The sequence below is a fragment of the Enterococcus sp. HY326 genome (assembly GCF_026157065.1).
In the GTDB taxonomy this organism is placed as follows: domain Bacteria; phylum Bacillota; class Bacilli; order Lactobacillales; family Enterococcaceae; genus HY326.
This window is the reverse complement of record NZ_JANLGQ010000001.1, coordinates 153,065-173,362: the sequence shown is the minus strand read 5'-3', so window position 1 is coordinate 173,362 and position 20,298 is coordinate 153,065. Positions and strand designations below refer to the sequence as shown.

At 42.9% G+C, this 20,298-nt stretch carries 18 protein-coding genes and 1 other annotated feature; of the genes, 15 read left to right on the top strand and 3 right to left on the bottom strand.

What is annotated here, in order from left to right; all coding sequences use genetic code 11:
• Nucleotides 1–54: 54 nt before the first annotated feature.
• A complete protein-coding gene (gene zwf / locus ORH16_RS00825) occupies nucleotides 55–1,575 on the bottom strand; it encodes a glucose-6-phosphate dehydrogenase (RefSeq protein ID WP_265455359.1) in 1,521 nt (506 codons plus the stop codon).
• A 42-nt stretch (nucleotides 1,576–1,617) separates the two neighbouring features.
• Nucleotides 1,618–2,265, bottom strand: coding sequence for a metal-dependent transcriptional regulator (locus ORH16_RS00820; protein WP_265455358.1), 648 nt, complete (start codon nucleotides 2,263–2,265; stop codon nucleotides 1,618–1,620).
• Between the two features lie 216 nt (nucleotides 2,266–2,481).
• On the opposite strand from ORH16_RS00820, the gene gltB reads away from it, so the two are divergent.
• The 12 genes from gltB to hisE all read left to right on the top strand — a co-directional run bounded on the left by gltB (nucleotide 2,482) and on the right by hisE (nucleotide 16,529).
• The gene (gene gltB, locus ORH16_RS00815) at nucleotides 2,482–6,993 is read left to right on the top strand and encodes a glutamate synthase large subunit (protein ID WP_265455357.1); all 4,512 of its coding nucleotides are present in this window, start codon (nucleotides 2,482–2,484) and stop codon (nucleotides 6,991–6,993) included.
• A gap of 1 nt (nucleotide 6,994) precedes the next feature.
• Nucleotides 6,995–8,434 carry a glutamate synthase subunit beta gene (locus ORH16_RS00810; RefSeq protein ID WP_265455355.1) on the top strand — a complete coding sequence of 480 codons (1,440 nt, stop codon included), beginning with the start codon at nucleotides 6,995–6,997 and terminating at the stop codon, nucleotides 8,432–8,434.
• Nucleotides 8,435–8,483: 49 nt separating this feature from the next.
• Nucleotides 8,484–8,722, top strand: a binding site (T-box leader).
• Between the two features lie 84 nt (nucleotides 8,723–8,806).
• Nucleotides 8,807–10,132 (top strand): histidine--tRNA ligase, encoded by a 1,326-nt coding sequence (gene hisS, locus ORH16_RS00805; RefSeq protein WP_265455353.1) that lies wholly within the window; start codon nucleotides 8,807–8,809, stop codon nucleotides 10,130–10,132.
• The gene (locus ORH16_RS00800) at nucleotides 10,132–11,307 is read left to right on the top strand and encodes an ATP phosphoribosyltransferase regulatory subunit (protein WP_265455351.1); all 1,176 of its coding nucleotides are present in this window, start codon (nucleotides 10,132–10,134) and stop codon (nucleotides 11,305–11,307) included. Before hisS ends, ORH16_RS00800 begins: the two co-directional genes overlap by 1 nt.
• Before the next feature lies 1 nt (nucleotide 11,308).
• Nucleotides 11,309–11,944: an ATP phosphoribosyltransferase gene (gene hisG / locus ORH16_RS00795; RefSeq protein ID WP_265455349.1), complete on the top strand. Its 636-nt coding sequence runs from the start codon at nucleotides 11,309–11,311 to the stop codon at nucleotides 11,942–11,944.
• Complete coding sequence (gene hisD / locus ORH16_RS00790; RefSeq protein ID WP_265455348.1) at nucleotides 11,941–13,230, top strand: histidinol dehydrogenase; 1,290 nt, start codon at nucleotides 11,941–11,943, stop codon at nucleotides 13,228–13,230. The genes hisG and hisD overlap by 4 nt, the downstream gene beginning before the upstream one ends.
• Nucleotides 13,230–13,814, top strand: a complete 585-nt coding sequence (gene hisB, locus ORH16_RS00785; RefSeq protein WP_265455347.1) for an imidazoleglycerol-phosphate dehydratase HisB — start codon at nucleotides 13,230–13,232, stop codon at nucleotides 13,812–13,814. Before hisD ends, hisB begins: the two co-directional genes overlap by 1 nt.
• Nucleotides 13,815–14,441: an imidazole glycerol phosphate synthase subunit HisH gene (gene hisH / locus ORH16_RS00780; RefSeq protein WP_265455346.1), complete on the top strand. Its 627-nt coding sequence runs from the start codon at nucleotides 13,815–13,817 to the stop codon at nucleotides 14,439–14,441. It abuts the gene before it with no gap.
• Nucleotides 14,419–15,138, top strand: a complete 720-nt coding sequence (hisA, locus tag ORH16_RS00775) for a 1-(5-phosphoribosyl)-5-[(5-phosphoribosylamino)methylideneamino]imidazole-4-carboxamide isomerase (protein WP_265455345.1) — start codon at nucleotides 14,419–14,421, stop codon at nucleotides 15,136–15,138. The genes hisH and hisA overlap by 23 nt, the downstream gene beginning before the upstream one ends.
• Nucleotides 15,128–15,883, top strand: coding sequence for an imidazole glycerol phosphate synthase subunit HisF (hisF, locus tag ORH16_RS00770; RefSeq protein WP_265455344.1), 756 nt, complete (start codon nucleotides 15,128–15,130; stop codon nucleotides 15,881–15,883). Before hisA ends, hisF begins: the two co-directional genes overlap by 11 nt.
• Nucleotides 15,880–16,203: a phosphoribosyl-AMP cyclohydrolase gene (gene hisI / locus ORH16_RS00765; protein WP_265455343.1), complete on the top strand. Its 324-nt coding sequence runs from the start codon at nucleotides 15,880–15,882 to the stop codon at nucleotides 16,201–16,203. Before hisF ends, hisI begins: the two co-directional genes overlap by 4 nt.
• A 14-nt stretch (nucleotides 16,204–16,217) precedes the next feature.
• Entirely contained in the window at nucleotides 16,218–16,529 is a 312-nt protein-coding gene (gene hisE / locus ORH16_RS00760) for a phosphoribosyl-ATP diphosphatase (protein WP_265455341.1), read from the top strand.
• A 140-nt stretch (nucleotides 16,530–16,669) separates the two neighbouring features.
• Here hisE and ORH16_RS00755 read toward each other — a convergent pair whose 3' ends face one another.
• Nucleotides 16,670–17,032, bottom strand: a complete 363-nt coding sequence (locus tag ORH16_RS00755) for a DUF4828 domain-containing protein (RefSeq protein ID WP_265455339.1) — start codon at nucleotides 17,030–17,032, stop codon at nucleotides 16,670–16,672.
• 182 nt (nucleotides 17,033–17,214) lie between these two features.
• Here ORH16_RS00755 and sfsA point away from each other — a divergent pair, with 182 nt between their 5' ends.
• Genes sfsA through ORH16_RS00740 form a run of 3 tightly spaced genes read left to right on the top strand, consistent with a single transcriptional unit; the run spans nucleotide 17,215 to nucleotide 20,214 of the window.
• Complete coding sequence (gene sfsA, locus ORH16_RS00750; protein ID WP_265455338.1) at nucleotides 17,215–17,937, top strand: DNA/RNA nuclease SfsA; 723 nt, start codon at nucleotides 17,215–17,217, stop codon at nucleotides 17,935–17,937.
• A 21-nt stretch (nucleotides 17,938–17,958) separates the two neighbouring features.
• Nucleotides 17,959–18,954 (top strand): Gfo/Idh/MocA family protein, encoded by a 996-nt coding sequence (locus ORH16_RS00745; protein WP_265455336.1) that lies wholly within the window; start codon nucleotides 17,959–17,961, stop codon nucleotides 18,952–18,954.
• Between the two features lie 60 nt (nucleotides 18,955–19,014).
• Nucleotides 19,015–20,214 carry a DEAD/DEAH box helicase gene (locus ORH16_RS00740; protein WP_265455335.1) on the top strand — a complete coding sequence of 400 codons (1,200 nt, stop codon included), beginning with the start codon at nucleotides 19,015–19,017 and terminating at the stop codon, nucleotides 20,212–20,214.
• Nucleotides 20,215–20,298: the final 84 nt, after the last annotated feature.

Genomic DNA, 20,298 nt, shown 5'->3' with positions numbered 1-20,298 from the left:
ATAGTTCGTGATTTCATCTGTTAAAAAGACTAATGTCACAGGCTTGTTTTATTTTTATAATTGATTTCTATCTCGATACCAGACATCCGGCTGCCAGTTCCAAGTGAAGCCGTCTTTTTCCAGTAAATCAAAGGCTGCTTGTGGTCCCATGGTTCCAGCTGCATAGTTCGGAAAATCTGGTGTTACTTGGTCCCAAGCGTGACGAATAACATCGACAATATGCCATGATTGGGCGACTTCATCCCAGTGGGAGAAGTTGGTGCCATCTCCATTTAAGGCATCAAGAATTAATTTTTCATAGGCTTCGGGACTGTTTTCAATTGTTTCAGCGCTATTGCGATAATCTAGCTTAACGGGAATCGTATTGAAGCCTTGACCGATTTCTTTGCCGTTTAAAGTCATCGAAAAGCCTTCTGTCGGTTGAATGTAAATAGTTAAAACATTTGGCGGTAAATCTTTATTTTCGCTGTGGTCTTCTAAATCAGTCCGAAAGACATTGATTGGCACTTGTTTGAAAACGATATTGATGCGAGTTCCTTTTTCGGTCATACGCTTGCCGGTACGAATGTAAAAAGGCACGCCGGACCAACGGAAATTATCAATATAAAATTTACCAGCAACAAAAGTTTCAATCGTAGAATCAGGGCTAACGTTTGGCTCATGACGATAATCAACAAATGATTGATTCGCTAATTGGCCTTCACCGTATTGGCCTCGGACAAAGTTTTCCAGCGCTTCTGCTTCATTGTAAATGCGAATGGCATTTAAGGCTTTGACCTTTTCAGTCCGAATTTCTTTTTCTGAAAAGGCAACTGGTGGCTCCATTGCTAATAAGGAGACAACTTGCAGAATATGATTTTGCACCATGTCCTTCAAGGCGCCGCTGTTTTCATAATAGCCACCGCGGTCTTCAACTCCCAATGATTCAGCAAAAGTAATTTGCACATTATCAATATAGCGATTGTTCCATTGGGATTCAAAAATATTGTTGGCAAAACGAATGGCAGAAATATTTTGAATCATTTCTTTGCCGAGGTAATGGTCAATCCGGAAAATATCTTGTTCCGGAAAAGCTGCCCGAATTTCTTGGTTCAGCTGATAAGCCGATTGATAATCTGAGCCAAAAGGTTTTTCGATAATCAATCGGTCAAAGCCGTGATCAGAAATAATTTGCTGACTCTTTAGATGTTCGACGATTGTCCCGAAAAATTGCGGAGACATGGCTAAGTAGTACAGGCGATTGCCTTCAATCTGATAGGTCTCATCCAATTTATCAGCCAGTGTTTTCAAAGCATCATAATGTTGTGTATCAGTCACGTTATGAGCTTGATAGTAAAAGTGGCTGGCAAAATCAGTTGCTTCGGCCTCTGTCGGATTTAAATCTTGAATGGTTTCCTTGACGATTTCCCGATAATAATCATCGCTCCATTCTCGTCTAGCGGTGCCAATCACCGCAAAATGGTTACTAATTTCACCTTTTTTGTAAAGGCGAAAAAGAGAAGGATATAATTTGCGTTTGGCTAAGTCACCGGTACCGCCAAAAATCGTCATTAAGACGCGGATATCATTTTTCATCATAAAAACTCCTTTTAATTGCGATTGCGTTGTGGAAACTATTTATAGTGGATCAACAAAAATAGTGCTGGCGGCTTTAAAGCTGATGGCCACTTTTTTAGTTTCATTTTCCAGTGTGATCGGACCTTCAAAGGCGGCCTTATCACTGATGGTAAAGTGCTCATCAATTTTAATATTAACTGAAACTAAATAATCCAAGAGTTCCTGTTCGTCTAGCACACGGGCGATGCGAATCGTCGCCCCGATTGGATAATCCTTTAGAGTTTGCCGCTCTTTTTCATCGACTACGGCTGTTGCGGCGGGAATCATTCCGCCGTGGGGGCAGTATTTGGGATGCTCTAAGTATTCCTCCAAGTGATTGGCTAGATGATCTGATGTCACATGCTCTAAAACCTCAGCATCGTCATGGACCGTATTCCAAGGATAATTTAGATGCTCCACTAAAAAAACTTCCCATAAACGGTGCTTACGAATCAAACTGCTGGCCAACTGAGTGCCTTTGAAAGTTAGCTGCGCTCCTTGATAAGGAAAATGATCAACTAAACCCTCTTTTACCAGCTTGTTAATCATCTCGCTGACGGAAGCTGCGGAAACGTTTAGTCCAGAGACAATTTGCTTATTGTTAATCTTGCGTTTGTCGCCGCCCAGCTCCAGTAATAATTTCAAATAATCTTCGCGATTTGGGGTCATGTAGCGTAACTTCCTTTCCAATAGACTAATTTTATCAAAAAAGTCTTTCTTTGACTATTTTAATGAAAGTAAAACTGCTATTATTTTTAATAAAATAAAGTAATAGAGGGCTTTCAATGAAAATTATTTTGCAAATGCATTGTAATTCTGTGAAAAACAAGGTAGAATATTAAAATAAAATTAGAATTTTCAAAATATTTAAAAGGGTTGGTGTCCATGAAAGTAAAACTGCCGGAAGCTAAAAAAACAATGTATGATCCCTCATTTGAAAAAGATGCCTGTGGAATGGGTTTTATTGCCCAAATGGACGGTGTGGCTTCCCATCAATTAGTCGATCATGCTTTAACTATGTTGGAACGGATGAATCATCGTGGCGGAACTGGGGCAGAACCTGATACAGGTGACGGTGCAGGTATTTTAATGGCTTTGCCGGATGTCTTTTTCCAAAAACAAGCAGCTAAAGCTCAGGTTGAATTGCCGGAAAAGGGCAATTATGCTGTGGGAATGCTTTTTTTACCGCAGGAAGAAACCCACAAAGACCATATGTTACAGGCAATTACATTAGATATTGAGCAGGCTGGCTATCACGTCTTGTGGCATCGGGATGTTCCGTTTGTCTTTGAAAACTGCGGACCGGGTGCCCAAAAAGTCATGCCAAGCTTTGTCCAAATTTTTGTAGAGAAGCCGATTGATGTCAAAGCAGGCCGAGCTTTTGAGGACCGCTTATTCCGACTGCGGCGTAAGCTAGAAAAAACCTATGCGCCAGAAGAAATGGCGATTTGTTCTTTGTCTTCTAAAACAATTGTTTACAAAGGCATGCTCCACGCTTATCAAGTACGGCTCTTTTTCCCTGATTTATCAGATAAAACGATGGAAACCAGTATTGCTTTAACGCATTCTCGTTTTTCAACGAATACCTTTCCCAGCTGGGATCGGGCACAGCCGTTTCGTTTTCTCGCTCATAATGGAGAAATCAACACTCTAAGGGGTGCGGAAAACTGGATGCGCAGCCATCATGTTGAAATTTATAATGAAGAAAATTCGGACTCAGCGAAACTAGAAAACTGCATGGAATATTTATACCGCAACGGTCGGGATATTCCCCAGGCTCTGATGATGATGATTCCAGAAGCTTGGTCGCCAGAAGCGAAATTAGCCGACGAAACGGCTGCATTCTATGAATATGCCTCAAGCTTCATGGCCCCATGGGATGGTCCTGCGGCTTTATGTTTCACAGATGGCGATATGGTGGGAGCAACTTTGGACCGCAATGGCCTGCGTCCGTCTCGTTATTCAATCACAAAGGACCGGATGATTATTGTAGCTTCTGAGTCTGGCGTCGTTGATTTAGAACCCGCTACTGTAGTCGAAAAAGGCGTATTAGGACCAGCGAATATGATTCTAGTCGACACGACAACGGGAAATTTTTACCGTAATGAAGAAATTAAAGCGAAGTATGCAACCGCCCATCCATATCGGGAGTGGCTGGATAGCACTCGTTTAACAGTAGCAGATTTAGCTGAAGCGTCTGATGGAGTGGCAAAGGATTTTTCTGAAAAAGAATTAAAACGTTTATGGAAATTAAACGGCTACACAGATGAAATTATTCGCACTTTAATTATTCCAATGGCAGAAAAAGGCGAGGAGCCAGTTATTTCGATGGGCTTTGATTCACCTTTAGCGGTTTTAAGTGAAAAACCACAATCCTTGTTTACCTATTTTAAACAGCAATTTGCTCAGGTGACCAATCCGCCGATTGATGCGATTCGGGAAAAATTAGTTATCGGTACTGAAATGTTTTTAGGTCGGGATGCGGATGTGAAAGTCGACAATAAAGAAAATTGTCACAAGCTTAAAATTGAAAGTCCGGTCTTATCAACGGCTGATTTTGACAAGATTAAGCAAGTCGCACTCAAAGGTCAAAAAGCAGTCGAGCAATCGATTTTGTACAATGTCTATCCGGAAAACGACAACCGCTTTTTACATGCATTAGAAAGCATGTTTAAAGAAGCGGAGGAAAAAGTTGATGAAGGGGCGACTATCTTAGTTTTGACAGATCGAAATTCGCAGGAAGGCCAAATGGCTTTGCCGATTTTATTAGCAGTCTCTGGTTTACACAACTATTTAGTCGAAAAAGGCAAACGGGGGCTGGCCTCGATTGTCGTTGACTCAGCAGAAGTCTGCGAAGTCCACCATTTTGCCATGTTGATTGGCTTTGGCGCTTCGGCAATCCACCCTTACGGAGCTTACGCAACGATTAAAGACTTTAAAATGACGGATAAAATCGAAACCTATCGACAGGCTGCCGAAAAGGGCATCATCAAAGTGATGTCCCGCATGGGGATTTCGACAATTGCCGGCTATCATGGTGCCCAATTATTTGAAGCGGTCGGTCTATCTGGCCAAGTCGTTGAAAAATTCTTTACCGGTACAGCTAGTCGAATTGGCGGTTTATCATTAAATCAAATTGAAGCTGAATACTTGGCCCGCTATAATTTTGCTTACGGCGAAAAGCAAGATGATTTCTTGCCTTCTGGCGGCAGCTTCCAATTTAAAGCAGATGGTGAACACCATCTCTTTAATCCAAAAACAATTTATAATTTCCAAACAGCGATTCGTAAAGGCGATTATCAATTGTACAAAGAATACGCCCGCGAATTAAACGACGAAGCAATCAAGCAGCCGACCACCTTACGTTCGATGTGGGAGTTTGCAGCGAATCGCCCGGCGGTTAAACTATCTGAAGTTGAGCCAGCGGAGATGATTGTCAAACGGTTTAAAGTTGGAGCGATGAGTTTTGGCTCCCTTAGCCAAGAGGCCCACGAATGTATTGCTGAAGCGATGAATTCCATCGGCGCTAAATCCAACAGCGGCGAAGGCGGCGAAAACCGCAATCGTTTCAAGCCACAGGCCAATGGCGTCAATTTAAATAGTCGCATCAAACAGGTTGCCTCTGGCCGCTTTGGGGTCAATGCTGAATACCTGATGAGCGCTGATGAATTGCAGATTAAAATGGCTCAAGGTGCTAAGCCTGGTGAAGGTGGGCAGCTGCCGGGGAATAAAGTCTTTCCTTGGGTGGCAGAAATCCGCGGTTCAACACCAGGTGTGCGGCTGATTTCACCACCGCCGCATCATGATATTTATTCAATTGAAGATTTGGCACAGTTGATTTATGACTTAAAAACCATCAATCCTTATGCCAAAATCAACGTCAAACTAGTTTCCTCTACCGGAGTCGGCACAATTGCCACCGGCGTAGTGAAGGCTGGAGCAGATGTTGTCGTGATTTCCGGTTACGATGGCGGAACGGGAGCTTCGCCTCGTAATTCTGTACGGGATGCTGGTTTACCATGGGAGATGGGCCTAGCGGAAGCCCATCAAACGCTGGCTATGAACAACCTGCGTCAACGGATGACCTTAGAAACGGACGGCAAATTGATGACCGGTCGTGATGTGGCAATTGCAGCTATCTTAGGAGCTGAGGAATATAGTTTTGCTTCCCTTGCTTTAGTAGCAGTCGGTTGCGTTATGATGCGGGTATGTAGTTTGAATACTTGTCCAGTTGGTGTTGCGACGCAAAATCCGGCGCTGCGGAAATTTTTCGCCGGTAAGCCAGAACACGTAGTCAATGCGATGATGTTTGTCGCTGAGGATTTAAGAGAAATCATGGCAGAACTAGGCTTTAGAACCGTAGATGAAATGATTGGCCATGGGGAAGTCTTAAAGCCTAAATTTGTCGCTAAGGGAAAAGCGAAATCTTTAGACTTTTCAAGAATTCTAGGCAGCACGTTACCGATTGAACGGAAATGTGATGATCCCTTCAAAGAACCGCGCCAATGGAAAGAACTGGATGCTTTTGCTAAAGCGGCAATTGATAACCAGCAGCAAGTTGCTTTAACTGGTCCGATTAACAATGTAAACCGGACAGTAGGCGCTCGCATGGGAGGTTGGATTGCCGAACGCTTCGGCAATTATCAAGTGACACCAGGACTGATTAAATACGAATATACCGGAATAGCTGGTCAAAGCTTTGGGGCCTTTACTACTCAGGGAATGGAACTGAAACTAATTGGTGAAGCCAATGACTATGTGGCCAAAGGTCTCAGCGGCGGCCGGTTAATTATTTTGCCGCCAAGTGATGCTGCTTATGATATCGAACAATCACCAATTGTCGGCAATGTTGCCTGCTTTGGTGCCAATCGTGGCGAGGCCTATTTTATGGGCCGAGCGGGGGAACGCTTCTGTGTCAGAAATAGCGGAGCCGAGGTTGTCGTAGAAGGTGTCGGCGACCATGGCTGTGAATATATGACCGGTGGTGTGGCCGTTATCTTAGGAAGCACTGGCCGTAACTTCGGTGCTGGAATGTCCGGCGGGGTGGCTTACATCTATGATCCGGAAGGTAATTTTCCAGAGCAGTTAAACACTGAGATGGTGGAGTTATTTAAATTGGGAGAATCTGGAAATGATAAGATCTTAAAAGAGTTGTTAGAAAAACATCGGGATTATACAGGCTCCAAAAAAGCAACGACTATTTTAGAAAATTGGGAAACCGAACAGGCTAATTTTGTGAAGGTTTATCCGACTGAGTACCATGAAATGATCAATGTAACCGAAAAATTACGCAAGAAAACTAAGCTTAAAGGCGATGCGTTATTGGAAAAAGCCTTTGAAAGTGTCATCGGCGAGCAAGTTGCACCGCCAAAACCTGCAGTGAAGGAGCGTGGCTAAAATGGCAGATCCATTTGGATTTTTAAAATATCCCCGCAAGGATAACCCTTACCGACCAGTTGAAGAGCGCATTACCGACTGGGAAGAATTGCAAACGCCCCTTGAAGAAACTGAGCGGCAAGAACAAGCAGCCCGCTGTATGAGCTGCGGCATTCCTTTTTGCCATACCGGTGTTTTTTACGGTGGCAAGCGGGCAGTTTCTGGGTGCCCCAATGATAATTTAATCCCTGAGTGGAATGATTTAGTCTATCGCGGGGAATACAAAAAGGCTTGGGAACGTCTGAGCCGCACCAATCCGATTCCAGAAATGACCGGCCGGGTTTGTCCTGCCCCTTGTGAAAAGTCTTGTACCGAGGCGTTGAACGGCTCGGGAGTTGCGATTCATGACAATGAACGTTTCATCATTGATACGGCTTTTGACAACGACTGGGTGCGTCCGACAGGGATTCCTGAAAGCCGGACTGACTTTCAGATTGCGATTGTCGGCAGTGGACCGGCTGGGCTTTCAGCCGCTTGGCGGTTGAATCAATTGGGACATAATGTCACAATCTTTGAACGCTCCGATCGTTTCGGCGGTCTATTAATGTACGGCATTCCAAATATGAAATTGGATAAAGACGTTGTGCAGCGGCGTATCGATGTGATGATGGAGGTCGGAATTAAGTTTGTTGCCAATACTGAAATCGGCACTGATAAAACCGCTGAGGAACTATATGCTGAGTTTGACCGGGTGATTATCACTAGCGGTGCATCTGTACCCCGTGATTTAAAAGCTCCAGGGCGGGAATTAGAAGGCGTTCGCTTTGCGGTTGATTATTTGACGGAAGCAACAAAAGATGTTTTAAAACATGGCAAAGGCGCTACTAGTCGTAAACTTGAAGGCAAACATGTTGTCGTAATTGGCGGCGGAGATACCGGAAACGACTGTCTGGCTTCGGCAATTCGTCAAGGGGCAGCTTCGGTGAAACAATTGGAAATCACCCCGATTTTACCGGAACAACGCACACCAGCTAATCCTTGGCCTGAATATCCGATGGTGGATAAAGAAGGCTACGGACAAGCGGAAGCTCACTTTGTTCAGGCTGAACAGTTAACGTATTACTCTACGTCTACAACTAAGTTTTTAGGAGCGGAACGAGGTCAATTAATTGCTATTGAAACCGTTGAAGTTGATAATCAATTCCAACCGGTGGAAGGTACTGAAAAACGCATGAAGGCTGATTTGGTCTTGTTAGCGATGGGCTTTACCGGCCCTGAGCATAGTTTATTGGCGGAATTTGGGGTTTCTGAAATTTTAGATGATTACACCACCAACAATGAACGGGTTTTTGTTGCTGGCGATGCCAAGCGGGGCCCAAGCTTAGTTATTTGGGCGATTCGTGAAGGACGTCTGGCGGCAGAAAATGTCGATGCTCAATTAAGAGCCTTGGTTGCACAATAAGTTTGACGGATGCAAAAATTTGTGTTAATTTATGATAAATGAATGAGAAAATAAAACTTTGATTAGAAAAAGTACGTTTGCGCTTTAGTCTGAGAGAGCTTCCGAAAGCTGTGAAGGAAGTACTAAATCAAGCTGAACACATCTAGGAGTTGTTTTTCTGAAAGTAGTAGGAAAAATCGGCGATGGCCGTTACCCATGTTCTAGTTATGAACTAGCAGAGATCTGCCCTGTGAAGTGCAGATGAATCTGAGGTGGTACCCCGGGAGTTTACCAATTCTCGTCCTCTTGGCTTTTTTTGCCAAGAGGACTTTTTTTATTTCCAAATTTTTATGTAGCTTAAAAAGCAATTAATCAGATAAAGGAGCAGCCGATATGAAAATCACCCAGCCGAGAATTGCCAGCGGTTTTCCAGAATATTCGCCAGAGGAGCAGTTAGCCTTTGATCATCTGCTGACGATTATTCGCAACACCTACGAACTTTATGGGTTTACACCGATTGAAACACCGCAGCTGGAGCTTAAAGAAGTGCTCTTGGCAAAGGGCGGTGGTGAGACGGATAAGCAGGTGTATGAATTACAACGGGGAAAAAATAATTTCTGTCTACCCTTTGATTTGACCTTACCGCTAGCCCGCTATGTGGCTGAGCGACAGGGAAATTTAATTTTTCCTTTTCGCCGTTATCAAATTGCCAAAGTTCATCGAGCTGAGCGAGCACAGGCTGGTCGCTATCGGGAATTTTATCAATGTGATATCGATGTGATTGGCAGCAATAATCCCTATATTGATGGGGAATTGCCAGCGGTTATCAATCAAATTTTTGAAGCATTTCAAATTGGTGAATTCACTATCCAAATCAACGACCGTAAATTGTTAAATGGCTTTTTTAAAGCTATTGGCTATCTGGCAGAACCGACTCCGCTTTTGCGGCTAATCGACAAACTAGCCAAAATTTCTTCTGAGGAATTTGAAGCAGAACTGCAGAAATTAGACTTGACCAGTGAACAAATTGAGCAGCTGCAGAATTTTATGGCTATTCAAGGAACCAATAGGGAAGTTTTAGCGGCTTTAACCGATTTAGCTATTGCAAATGAAGAATTTCAAGCAGGCCTAATTAATTTGCAGGAAATTTATCAAGTGCTGAGGGATTTAAATGTTCCGGAAAGCCGTTTTCAAATTAATTTGAGTATTACAAGAGGGCTAGATTATTACACTGGGACAGTTTATGAAACTTTCTTGGATGAATATCCGCAGCTAGGTAGCATTTGTTCAGGAGGGCGCTATGATGATTTATTAGGTCATTTTTCAAAAGCGCCATTACCGGGAGTTGGTATTTCAGTCGGTCTCTCCAGATTGTTTTATCAATTATTAGAAAATAAACTATTAAACATTTCCCAGCAGACAAAAGTTGCTGCAGTTATCTTACCCTATGATCAAAATAGTTTTTCAGCCGGTTTAAAGCTAGCCAGTCTTCTTAGAGAACAACATGTACCGGTAATTTTTTACAGTGAGGCAACGGCCTTTAAAAAGAAAATGCGCTATGCCGATCGTTTGAAGGTGCCTTTTAGCTTGATTATTGGTGAAGATGAGATAAAAAAACAGACGGTGTCAGTCAAAGATATGCGCACAGGAGAGACAGAAGAAATAGCTGAGACAGCAGTTGTTAACTATTTGCAGGAAAAATTGAAGGGGGCCGACTGATGAGTTGGAAAAAATCTTTACCAAATGGCATGCGGGACCGCTTGTTTAGAGAAGCGTATGGCAGTGCCGCTTTAGAAGCAGAAATCATGGAAGTCTTAAAAAAACGCGGCTATCAGCGGATAGAAACGCCATCAATTGAGTTTGAGGATGTTTTTAATGTGGTGGCAAATCAGGATAATCTTTACCGCTTTTACGATGGTCAAGGACGCACCCAAGTCCTGCGGCCGGATATGACTTTACCGATTGGCCGAGTGATTGCAACAACGGGGGTTCAACTGCCGCTGCAATTAGCCTATAGCGGTAAAATTTTCCGAGATGGCCGCCAGCTGGAGGGGATGCGCAATGAGTTGACTCAAATCGGCATTGAAATTGTCGGTTATCCCTCAATCAAAGCAGAACTGGAATGTTTATTAGCCAGCTACAGTGTTATGCAGGCGATGCAAATTTCCCATGTGCATTTTGAATTAGGGCACGCCGCAATCGTTCCAGTGATTGAAGCGGAACTAAATTTTTCAGTAGAAGACAAACAGGCCTTAAGACAGGCCTTGTCAGAAAAAAATATTTCGACGGTTGCAAAATTTGTTGAAGGGCACCCTAGTGAGTACGATGCTTTTCTCAAAGCTTTGCCAATGCTCTTTGGAGATATTGACAAAACCCTTGAAAAGGCGCAGAAATTACTGCCAAGAGTGACGCCGATTTTACAATTATTAACTGATTTACAAACCTTAGCGGGCTACTTAACGCAGGTGACAGCGGAGTTTCCAATCACCGTTGATTTAGGCACAGTAGCCAAAAAGGATTATTACACAGGAATTATTTTCAATGCTTATGGTGCTGGAATTGCTGAAGACTTTTTAAGCGGCGGCCGCTATGATCGCCTTTTAGAAAAATTTGAAATGGAGCCAACAGCTGCTGTCGGCGTGGCTTTAAATTTGGACGCATTAATTGAAGCCCAGTATGAACTAGGTATTTTACCGAAGCAAGCCCAAGTCAATCGTCTAATTTTCACAACAGTAGAAACTTTTTGTGAAGCGCAACAGCTGATCACAGAAACAACTAGGCTAGCTCTGTTTGATACGCTAGCAGAGACGAAGGCCTATGCCAAACGCTGGCAGATTCCGGAAATTTTAGTGATTACTGAATTAGGTCAAGAGCTGATAAAGGTGGGTGAATAAGATGAGTTTAACAATTGCGCTAACTAAAGGACGCCTGCAAAAACAGACGTTGGCCCTTTTTGATAAGGCCGGCATCGACGTCAGTTTTGTTGATGAAAGTAATCGCAAGCTGACCTTTATCTCTCCGGCTGGGGAGCTGACTTTTTTATTAGTCAAGGCAGCGGATGTCACTACCTACGTCCGCCATGGTGTAGCTGACTTAGGTGTTGTCGGCAAGGATGTTTTAATTGAACATCCCGGCGAGTATTATGAATTGTTGGATTTAGGCATTGGCCGCTGTAAATTCTCAGTGGCTTCAACAGCCGGCTTTGAACTAAAAGACTACAAGCGGAAAATGATTGCTACTAAATATCCGACGGTTGCCCGCCAGCATTTTCAAAAAAAAGGTGAGGATGTCGAAATCATCCGCATCGAAGGCTCAGTGGAAATTGCGCCGATTTTAGGCTTGGCAGATGCCATCGTGGATATTGTCGAGACAGGAACGACTTTAAGAGAAAACGGCCTGCAGGTCTACGAAGATATCATGGAGATTTCCGCACGAATGATTGCAAATCGGGCTGCTTTAAAACGCAAGCGGACTGAAATTTCTCAATTGCTGGCAACAATCAGTCAAGAAATAAAGGAGAATGCACTATGAAATGGTTAAAGGGCAGCAAGGCAGATATTTTAACAGATTTAGCAACGGATCAAAGAAGCAGCAACAATCAACAACAGATAATTGACCAACAGGTGGCAGCAATCTTAAAAGAAGTTTCTGAAACAGGCGATGCTGCTGTCGTCAAATTTACCGAAACCTTCGATCAGGTCCTATTAGACGATCTGGAGATTTCCGCAAAAACTGTCGATTTAGCTTTAGACTTGGTTGAGCCTGAGGTCATCAGTGCTTTGGAGGCAGCCAAAGCTAATATCATTAGTTATCATCAGCAGCAAAAACAAGTGCCCTTTGTTGATGCCAATCGAGTTGGTGTGATTCGTGGACAATTGGTGATTCCTTTAGAGCGGGTGGCTGTCTATGTTCCCGGGGGCACGGCTGCTTATCCTTCCTCTGTTTTGATGAACGTTTTGCCTGCAAAAATTGCCGGTGTTAAAGAAATTATCATGGTGACACCTCCTGGAAAAGACGGAATTCCGCCAGTGATTTTATCGGCGGCCAAAATTGCCGGTGTTGATCGAATTTTCCAAGTTGGCGGCGCTCAAGCAATCGCCGCTGTTGCCTATGGAACGGAAACGATTCCTCAAGTGGATAAAATTGTTGGGCCGGGTAATATCTATGTGGCGACAGCTAAAAAAATGGTCTATGGGCAAGTTGCAATTGATATGATTGCTGGACCGTCTGAAATCGGCGTAATTGCCGATGAAAATGCGAATCCAGATTATATTGCTGCTGATTTATTATCTCAGGCGGAACATGATGTCTTGGCCCGAGCAATTTTAGTGACAAATGATGTCAAGCTAGGAGAAAAAGTCGAGGCTGCTGTGGCGGCCCAATTAAAAACGTTGCCACGGCGGGCGATTGCTGAGGCGGCCATTCGCGATTTTGGCCGGATTGTTTTATGCAATACTACTGAGGAAATGTTTGAATTAATGAATGCTGTTGCCCCCGAACATTTAGAGGTTCAAGTCACGGATCCTATGAGTTATCTAGGAGCTATCAAAAATGCCGGCTCAATCTTTTTAGGAGAGTACGCCTCTGAACCAGTTGGAGATTATTTTGCAGGGACCAATCATGTATTGCCAACCAGCGGCACCGCACGCTTCTTTTCACCACTGGGGGTCTATGATTTTGTTAAACACAGTCAATTTACCTACTATACAAAAGAAGCGCTGCAGGAAGATCAAAAAGCGATTACGACCTTGGCTCGCAAGGAAGGTCTTGAGGCCCACGCCCGGGCGATTGATATTCGATTTGAGGAGGAAAACTAATGCGCCAAGCAGAAATGATGCGAAACACGAATGAAACTAAAATCAAATTAGCGTTAAACTTAGACCAACAAGAGCCGGTTTCAATCCAAACCGGTGTCGGCTTTTTTGACCATATGCTAACTTTGTTTGCTCGCCACAGTCGCATCTCTCTTGAGGTGACTGTTGATGGTGATTTAGAGGTAGACAGTCATCACACTGTTGAGGACGTTGGAATTGTTTTAGGCCAGTGCCTTCGAGAAGCCTTAGGGGATAAAGCCGGCATCAATCGATACGGCTCAAGTTTTGTACCGATGGATGAAACATTAGGCTTGGCTGTTGTGGATTTGAGCGGTCGTTCTTTTTTAGTTTTCGACGCTGCCTTTGACAATCCGAAACTGGGTGCTTTTGATACCGAGCTGACGGAGGAATTTTTCCAAGCCTTAGCCTTTAATCTGCAGATGAATTTGCATTTGAAAATTTTACACGGGAAAAATAGTCATCATAAAATCGAAGCACTCTTTAAAGCAACTGGCCGGGCTTTGCGGGAGGCAATTACCAATAATCCCGACATTCAAGGCGTCAATTCAACGAAGGGAATGTTGTAGATGATTATTATTGTCGACTATGATACGGGCAATACCCGCAATGTGCAAAAGGCCTTAGATTTTATCGGTTTAGAAAGTCAGATTAGCGATCAAGCGGCAGATATTTTAGCGGCTGATGGCTTGATCTTACCGGGAGTTGGCGCATATGCTTTAGCGATGGAACAATTAAAGCAGCGAAATTTGATTTCAGTTTTAAATGAAGCGGTTGAAAGAGGCATTCCCTTACTGGGTGTTTGTTTAGGGATGCAGCTGCTTTTAGAAGGCAGCATGGAATACGGCTATCATGATGGCTTAGGCTTTATTCCGGGAATCTGTGAAAAGCTTCCAGAGGAAAAAGCTTTTCCGGTTCCCCATATGGGATGGAATCAGTTGATGGTCACCCAAGAGAATGCATTGACTAAAGAAATCGCTGATGAATATTTTTATTTTGTACACTCCTATTATGCCGATTGTGAGCCAGAATATATTGATGGGCTGGCACAATATTCCTTAAAAGTGCCGGCTGTGATTTCAAAGGGCAATGTCTATGGGGCCCAATTCCACCCAGAAAAAAGCGGTGAAGCTGGGATGACATTATTAAAAGGCTTTAAGGAGGTCGTTGATCATGCAAGTATTACCCGCAATTGATATCCGTGACGGTCAAGCTGTCCGTTTAGTCCAAGGTGATTTTGAGCAAAAAACCGTCGTTCATCCAGATCCAATAGCTCAAGCCGAAATTTTTGCCAAAGCTGGCTTTCAATTTATTCATGTCGTCGACTTAGACGGTGCCTTGGCTGGTAGGGCAGTCAATGCAGATATTATCAAAGGTATTTTAAATTTAGGTTTACAGGTAGAAATCGGCGGTGGTATCCGCACCTTGGCCCAAATTGAAGAGTATTTAAGTTTAGGTGTCAGCCGAGTAATTATCGGCTCCGCTGCTTTAAGTCAGCCTGAGCTGGTGCGGGAAGCTGTTGAATTATTCGAAGAAAAAATCGCTGTCGGCATCGACGCCAAAAATGGCAAAGTAGCAGTAAGCGGTTGGCTAGAGGTTAGTCAAACTGATTACCTAACCTTAGCAAAAGAGATGGCAGCGATGGGTGTCAAAACGATAATTTACACAGATATTAGTAAAGATGGAACATTAGCTGGCCCAACATTAGCAGACTATCAAGCTTTGCAAAAAGCTGTACCTGCCGTCAAAATTATCGCCTCTGGCGGAGTGGCTAGCCAACAGGACTTGTTTGATTTGGCTCAGTTACATTTGGCTGGTGCGATTGTCGGCAAAGCTTATTACAGCGGCAAGGTCAGTTTGGAGGAAATGCTGGAGGTGCAAAATGTTAGCTAAACGAATTATTCCTTGTCTGGATGTTACAGACGGACGAGTGGTCAAAGGGGTTAATTTTGTTAATTTAACGGATGTCGGCGATCCAGTGGAAGTGGCTCGAGCTTATAATGAGCAAGGGGCAGATGAATTGGTTTTCTTAGATATTACCGCCACCAGCGATGAAAGAAAAACCATGGTGGAGGTTGTCGAACGAACAGCTGCAGAAGTTTTTATTCCCTTGACAGTCGGCGGCGGCATTCGCTCCGTAGAAGATATGCAGGAAATGCTAAAGGCCGGTGCTGATAAAATTTCTTTAAATTCTGCAGCCATCGCCAAACCGGCATTAATTTCTGCCGGTGCTGAAAAATTTGGCAATCAATGTATTGTAGTTGCCATCGATGCTAAAAAAGTTGGTGACGGCTGGCATGTTTTTGTTAGAGGTGGTCGTGAAGATACTGGCTTGGATGCTTTGGAATGGGCCAAAAAAGCTGTCGAGCTAGGCGCAGGTGAAATTCTGCTTACAAGTATGGATGCTGATGGTACGAAAGCGGGCTATGATTTACCATTGAACCAAGTAATCGCTGAAGCGGTGAGTGTTCCGGTGATTGCCTCAGGGGGCTGTGGTAGCAGTCAAGATATTTTAGAGGTCTTTGAAAAGACACCGGTGACCGCCGCTTTAGCTGCTAGTATCTTCCATTACGGTGAAGTTAAGGTGCCGGAAGTCAAGGCTTTATTAGCGGAACATCATGTGGAGGTGCGAAAATGATTCCAGATTTTTCTAAAGGGTTAGTGCCGGCAATTGTTGTGGAGGAGACGACACAAGAGGTGCTGATGCTGGCTTATATGAATGAGGAAAGTTACCAAAAAACTTTGGCGAGCGGTTATACTTGGTTTTTCTCCCGCTCCAGAAATCAACTGTGGAAAAAAGGCGAGACTAGCGGACATTTACAACGAGTAAAAAAAATGTTTTTGGATTGTGATCAAGATACACTCTTAGTTTATGTTGATCAAACCGGTCCGGCTTGTCATACCGGCGCCCACAGCTGTTTTTTCACGCCGATTGAAAGTCCTAATTTTGAAAACTAGAGGGGGCAACACGCATGATTGACGATTTATATCAAGAAATACTAGACCGCAAAAATCAACCAAAAGACGGTTCTTATACCAATTACCTTTTTGATAAAGGCTTGGATAAAATTTTAAAAAAAGTCGGCGAAGAAAGCACCGAAGTTATTATTGCCGCAAAAAATAATAACGAAGAATTAGTGTATGAATCAGCTGATTTAATCTATCATTTGTTGGTTCTACTAGTGAATCAAGGGGTTAGCATGGCAGATATTTCAGCAGAATTGACTAGCCGTCAAGGAAAGCTGAGTAAGACAGAAGATCGTAAAACAATTGATGAATTATAGAAATAATAAACCTCTGCAAAATAGCCATTAATTTTTTTTGCAGAGGTTATTTTGTTTTTTCTTAATCCGTCAGCAAGAAACAGATGCAAAAATAGCTAAGTTAGTCCTTTTTTAAGACGACTAACTTAGCTATTTTAATTTTATTTATTATTCTCCAGTTGCAACTCAATAACTCTATCTTCTGCCTCATCATATAAAGTTGCTTGTCCGTCGCTTAAGAGCTGAACAACGATATGGTAACCATACTCATCCCGTAAAACCAATTTTTCCTTGGTCAATTCGATTAAGACTGCTTTTAAAAGTTTATCATCAATCGTGATGGAAAATGTCGATTCAATTTTCAAACTGTGGGACTGCTTTCGGTGATCACTAAACTGCCAGTTACCAACATAGCTGTTTAAGACATCATCTTCCGTCTTAGGGGCTTTTTTTGGAAAAGTTGCTAAGCCAACCAATCCGGTCAGAAGAGACGCACCTAATACTAGAGGCCATTTTTTTCTCATTGTTATCCACCTTTTTTTCCTTTTCAAAAATAGAGTACCACGATTCTGACATAGATGATAGCGGAATTCTTTTCTGTAAAAAACTTGTAAGGTTTCTGTTACTTAGCGTGAATATTGTTCCACTGAAAACGATAGTGAAAGCCCATAAATTATGGTAAGATGCTAAAGAAGCAGGTGAAAAAATGGAGTATCAAAATATTTATTTAGCTCGATTTGTCCGCAGGATCAATCGCTTTATTGCCGAGTGTTTATTAGAAGATGAGCTGGTGATTGTCCATGTGAAAAATACCGGACGGGGCACGGAGTTATTAATGGACAACGCACTGGTAGCCATTAGCTATCAAGCTAATCCTGCCCGCAAAACTAAGTATGATTTGATTGCGGTGAAAAAGGCTGATTTTTGGATTAATATTGACAGTCAGCTACCCAATAAATTAGTAGCGGAGGGCTTAAAAAATGGTCAGATTCATTTGCCGCAAGTGACAGGCAAAATTAATCTGATTAAGCCTGAGGTCAAGCATCTGCATTCAAAATTTGATTTTTATGGCGAAACGACAGCCGGCGAAAAATTTTTTATTGAGGTCAAAGGCGTGACACTGGAAAATTTTGGTGTAGCGGCCTTTCCAGATGCCCCGACATTGCGGGGCTTAAAACACGTTTCTGAATTGACGGCTATTTTAGCTGAAGGGTATCGCAGCTTTGTCATTTTTGTTGTCGAATTTCAACCGGTTAAAGTGGCAACGATTCATACAGCCATGCAGCCAGCTTTGCGGAATGCCTTTGCTGAGGCTATTGAAGCGGGCCTTCAGGTTTTGGCATATAATTGTCAGGTAAGCCCCACTGAGGTGACTTTAAAGGAAGTCATTCCTTTTGATTTAGATTTTTCATTTATTGATCCTAATTAAAAAAGAAAAGAGGAAGTTCAGATGATTAACTTAGGTGTTATTGGTACCAATTGGATTACCCGGGTCTTTATCAATGCAGCGCTAGCCACAGGGGAATATGAATTGACTGCTGTTTATTCCCGTAAGCTAGAGACCGCTCAAAAATTTGTTGAAGATTTCAGCGATGTCGAGATTGCAACGGATTTAAAAACTTTTTTTGAACTTGAACACTTAGACACAGTCTACATCGCCTCACCAAACAGCCTGCATTTTGAACAGGCACGGGCAGCTATTCTGGCTGGCAAAAATGTAATTGTAGAAAAACCGGCTTTTTCAACGCCAGATGAGATGGCGGAAATAATTCAGTTGGCCAATCAAAAACGGGTCTTTTTCTTTGAAGCGGCCCGCAATATCCACGAGGCTGGTTTTAAGAAAATTGTCGATTATCTTTGTGACAAACAGGTAATTGGTGCTAGCTTCACATATATGAAATATTCTTCCCGCTATGACGCTGTTTTAGACGGGGAAGAGCCAAATATCTTTTCACCACATTTTTCTGGCGGCGCCATTATGGATTTAGGAGTGTACTTAGTCTATGCCGCTTTAGGCTGGTTTGGGATGCCCCGCAGCCAGTATTATTTTGCGCAAAAAATTTCGACTGGTGTCGATGGCTTGGGCCTAGGCGTCTTGCGCTATGAAGATTTCGATGTCGCATTGCAAACTGGTAAAATTGGTGATTCCTTTTTGCCTTCTGAAATCTATTTTGAAGATGGCACGCTGATTTTAAGCGGCGTCAGCGCCTTTGAAAAAGCGGAGTTTTATCATCGTACTACTAAAAAAACGACAGTTTTATTTGATCAAGGAGAAAAATTGCCGATGTTTGATCAGGCGACTGATTTTGCAAAAGTCATTCAAAATCCTAGTGATCCTGATTTGGGAGAAGCCTATCAAGAATGGGTTGAATTAGCCCGCAATGTCAACGAAGTCATCTACGCCTTAAGAAAGCAAGCAAATATCACCTTTGATGCTGATAAATAATAGTTTGAAATTTTTATCTAGCCAATTGATGTGACTAAAAAGTAAGAACGAGGAAAATAAATGAGTTTTATTACAGAATTACCAGAAAAATGGCAAGCCCTTTGGCAACAAAAGGGCTTTAGCGAACCATCCATCATCCAAAGTCAGACCTATCATCCATTGAAAGCGGGCCAAAATCTTTTGGGAATCTCCCCGACAGGCTCAGGCAAAACTTTGGCGTATTTATTACCATCATTGCAAAAAGTAACAACTGGTCAAGGAATGCAGCTATTGATTTTAACCTCATCTCAGGAATTAAGCATACAGGTTTTTGAGGTGGCCAAAGAGTGGGGTGAAGCCCTCGGGTTAAAGACTCAGGCTGTAATCGGCGGTGCCAATGTCAAGCGACAGATTGACAAGCTTAAAGAACGGCCCGAAGTCTTGGTGGGAACGCCGGGACGGGTGTTAGAATTAATCAAGCAAAAAAAAATAAAAGCTCATCAAATTCAAACCTTGATTTTTGATGAAGCTGATCAGCTTTTAGGAGAAGTGCTGCCTCAACAAATTATCAAGACTGTCAATCAGCAAAGTCAATTTGCTTTCTTTTCGGCTACCGGTCAAAAGGTGATTGCTGAGGTCAAAGAGTTGCGGCCGGATATTCAAATTATTGATGTCAGCCAGAATGATCAATCAACTAGCGGTCTGGAACATTATTATTTAAAAGTTACGCCAAGAAAAAGAGGCGAAGAATTACGAAGGTTGGCAAATGTCTCTGAGATGCAAAGCTTAGTTTTTTTCAACGAGCTTAGCGATCTGGGCGATGCCGAAGAAAAACTCCTTTATCGGCAGCTTCCGGTGGCATCTTTAGCCTCTGACCAAAATAAATTATTGCGAAAAGCCGCCATTGAAAACTTTAAAAAACAACAGCTAACCTTGTTACTCACAACAGATTTAGCCGCTAGAGGGCTGGATATCGAAAACCTTCCACTGGTGATAAACTACGATATTCCAACAAGTGAGGAAAGCTATCTACATCGCGCTGGCCGGACTGGTCGCATGGGAAAAAAAGGCCAGGTGATTACCTTTGTCCATGAGGGGAATTTCAGAGACTATCAACGTTTGCTTAAAAGCGTTGGCGTTGAAGGTCAAGAAATTTTTCTTTACGGAGCAGCTCTGCATCACGAAGCTTCTGCAGAAAATAAGCAAAGAAGCGAACAAAACAAAAAAAATAATCAAAAAGGAATAAATAAGGGTCGAAAAAAAGTTCGTAAACTTAAGTAACCGTTGTTTTTTATTACATTTCTCAAGCGGAAGGACATTTCAAAATAACTTTGTGTTATGATGAAGGGGGATCGTTTTCTGATA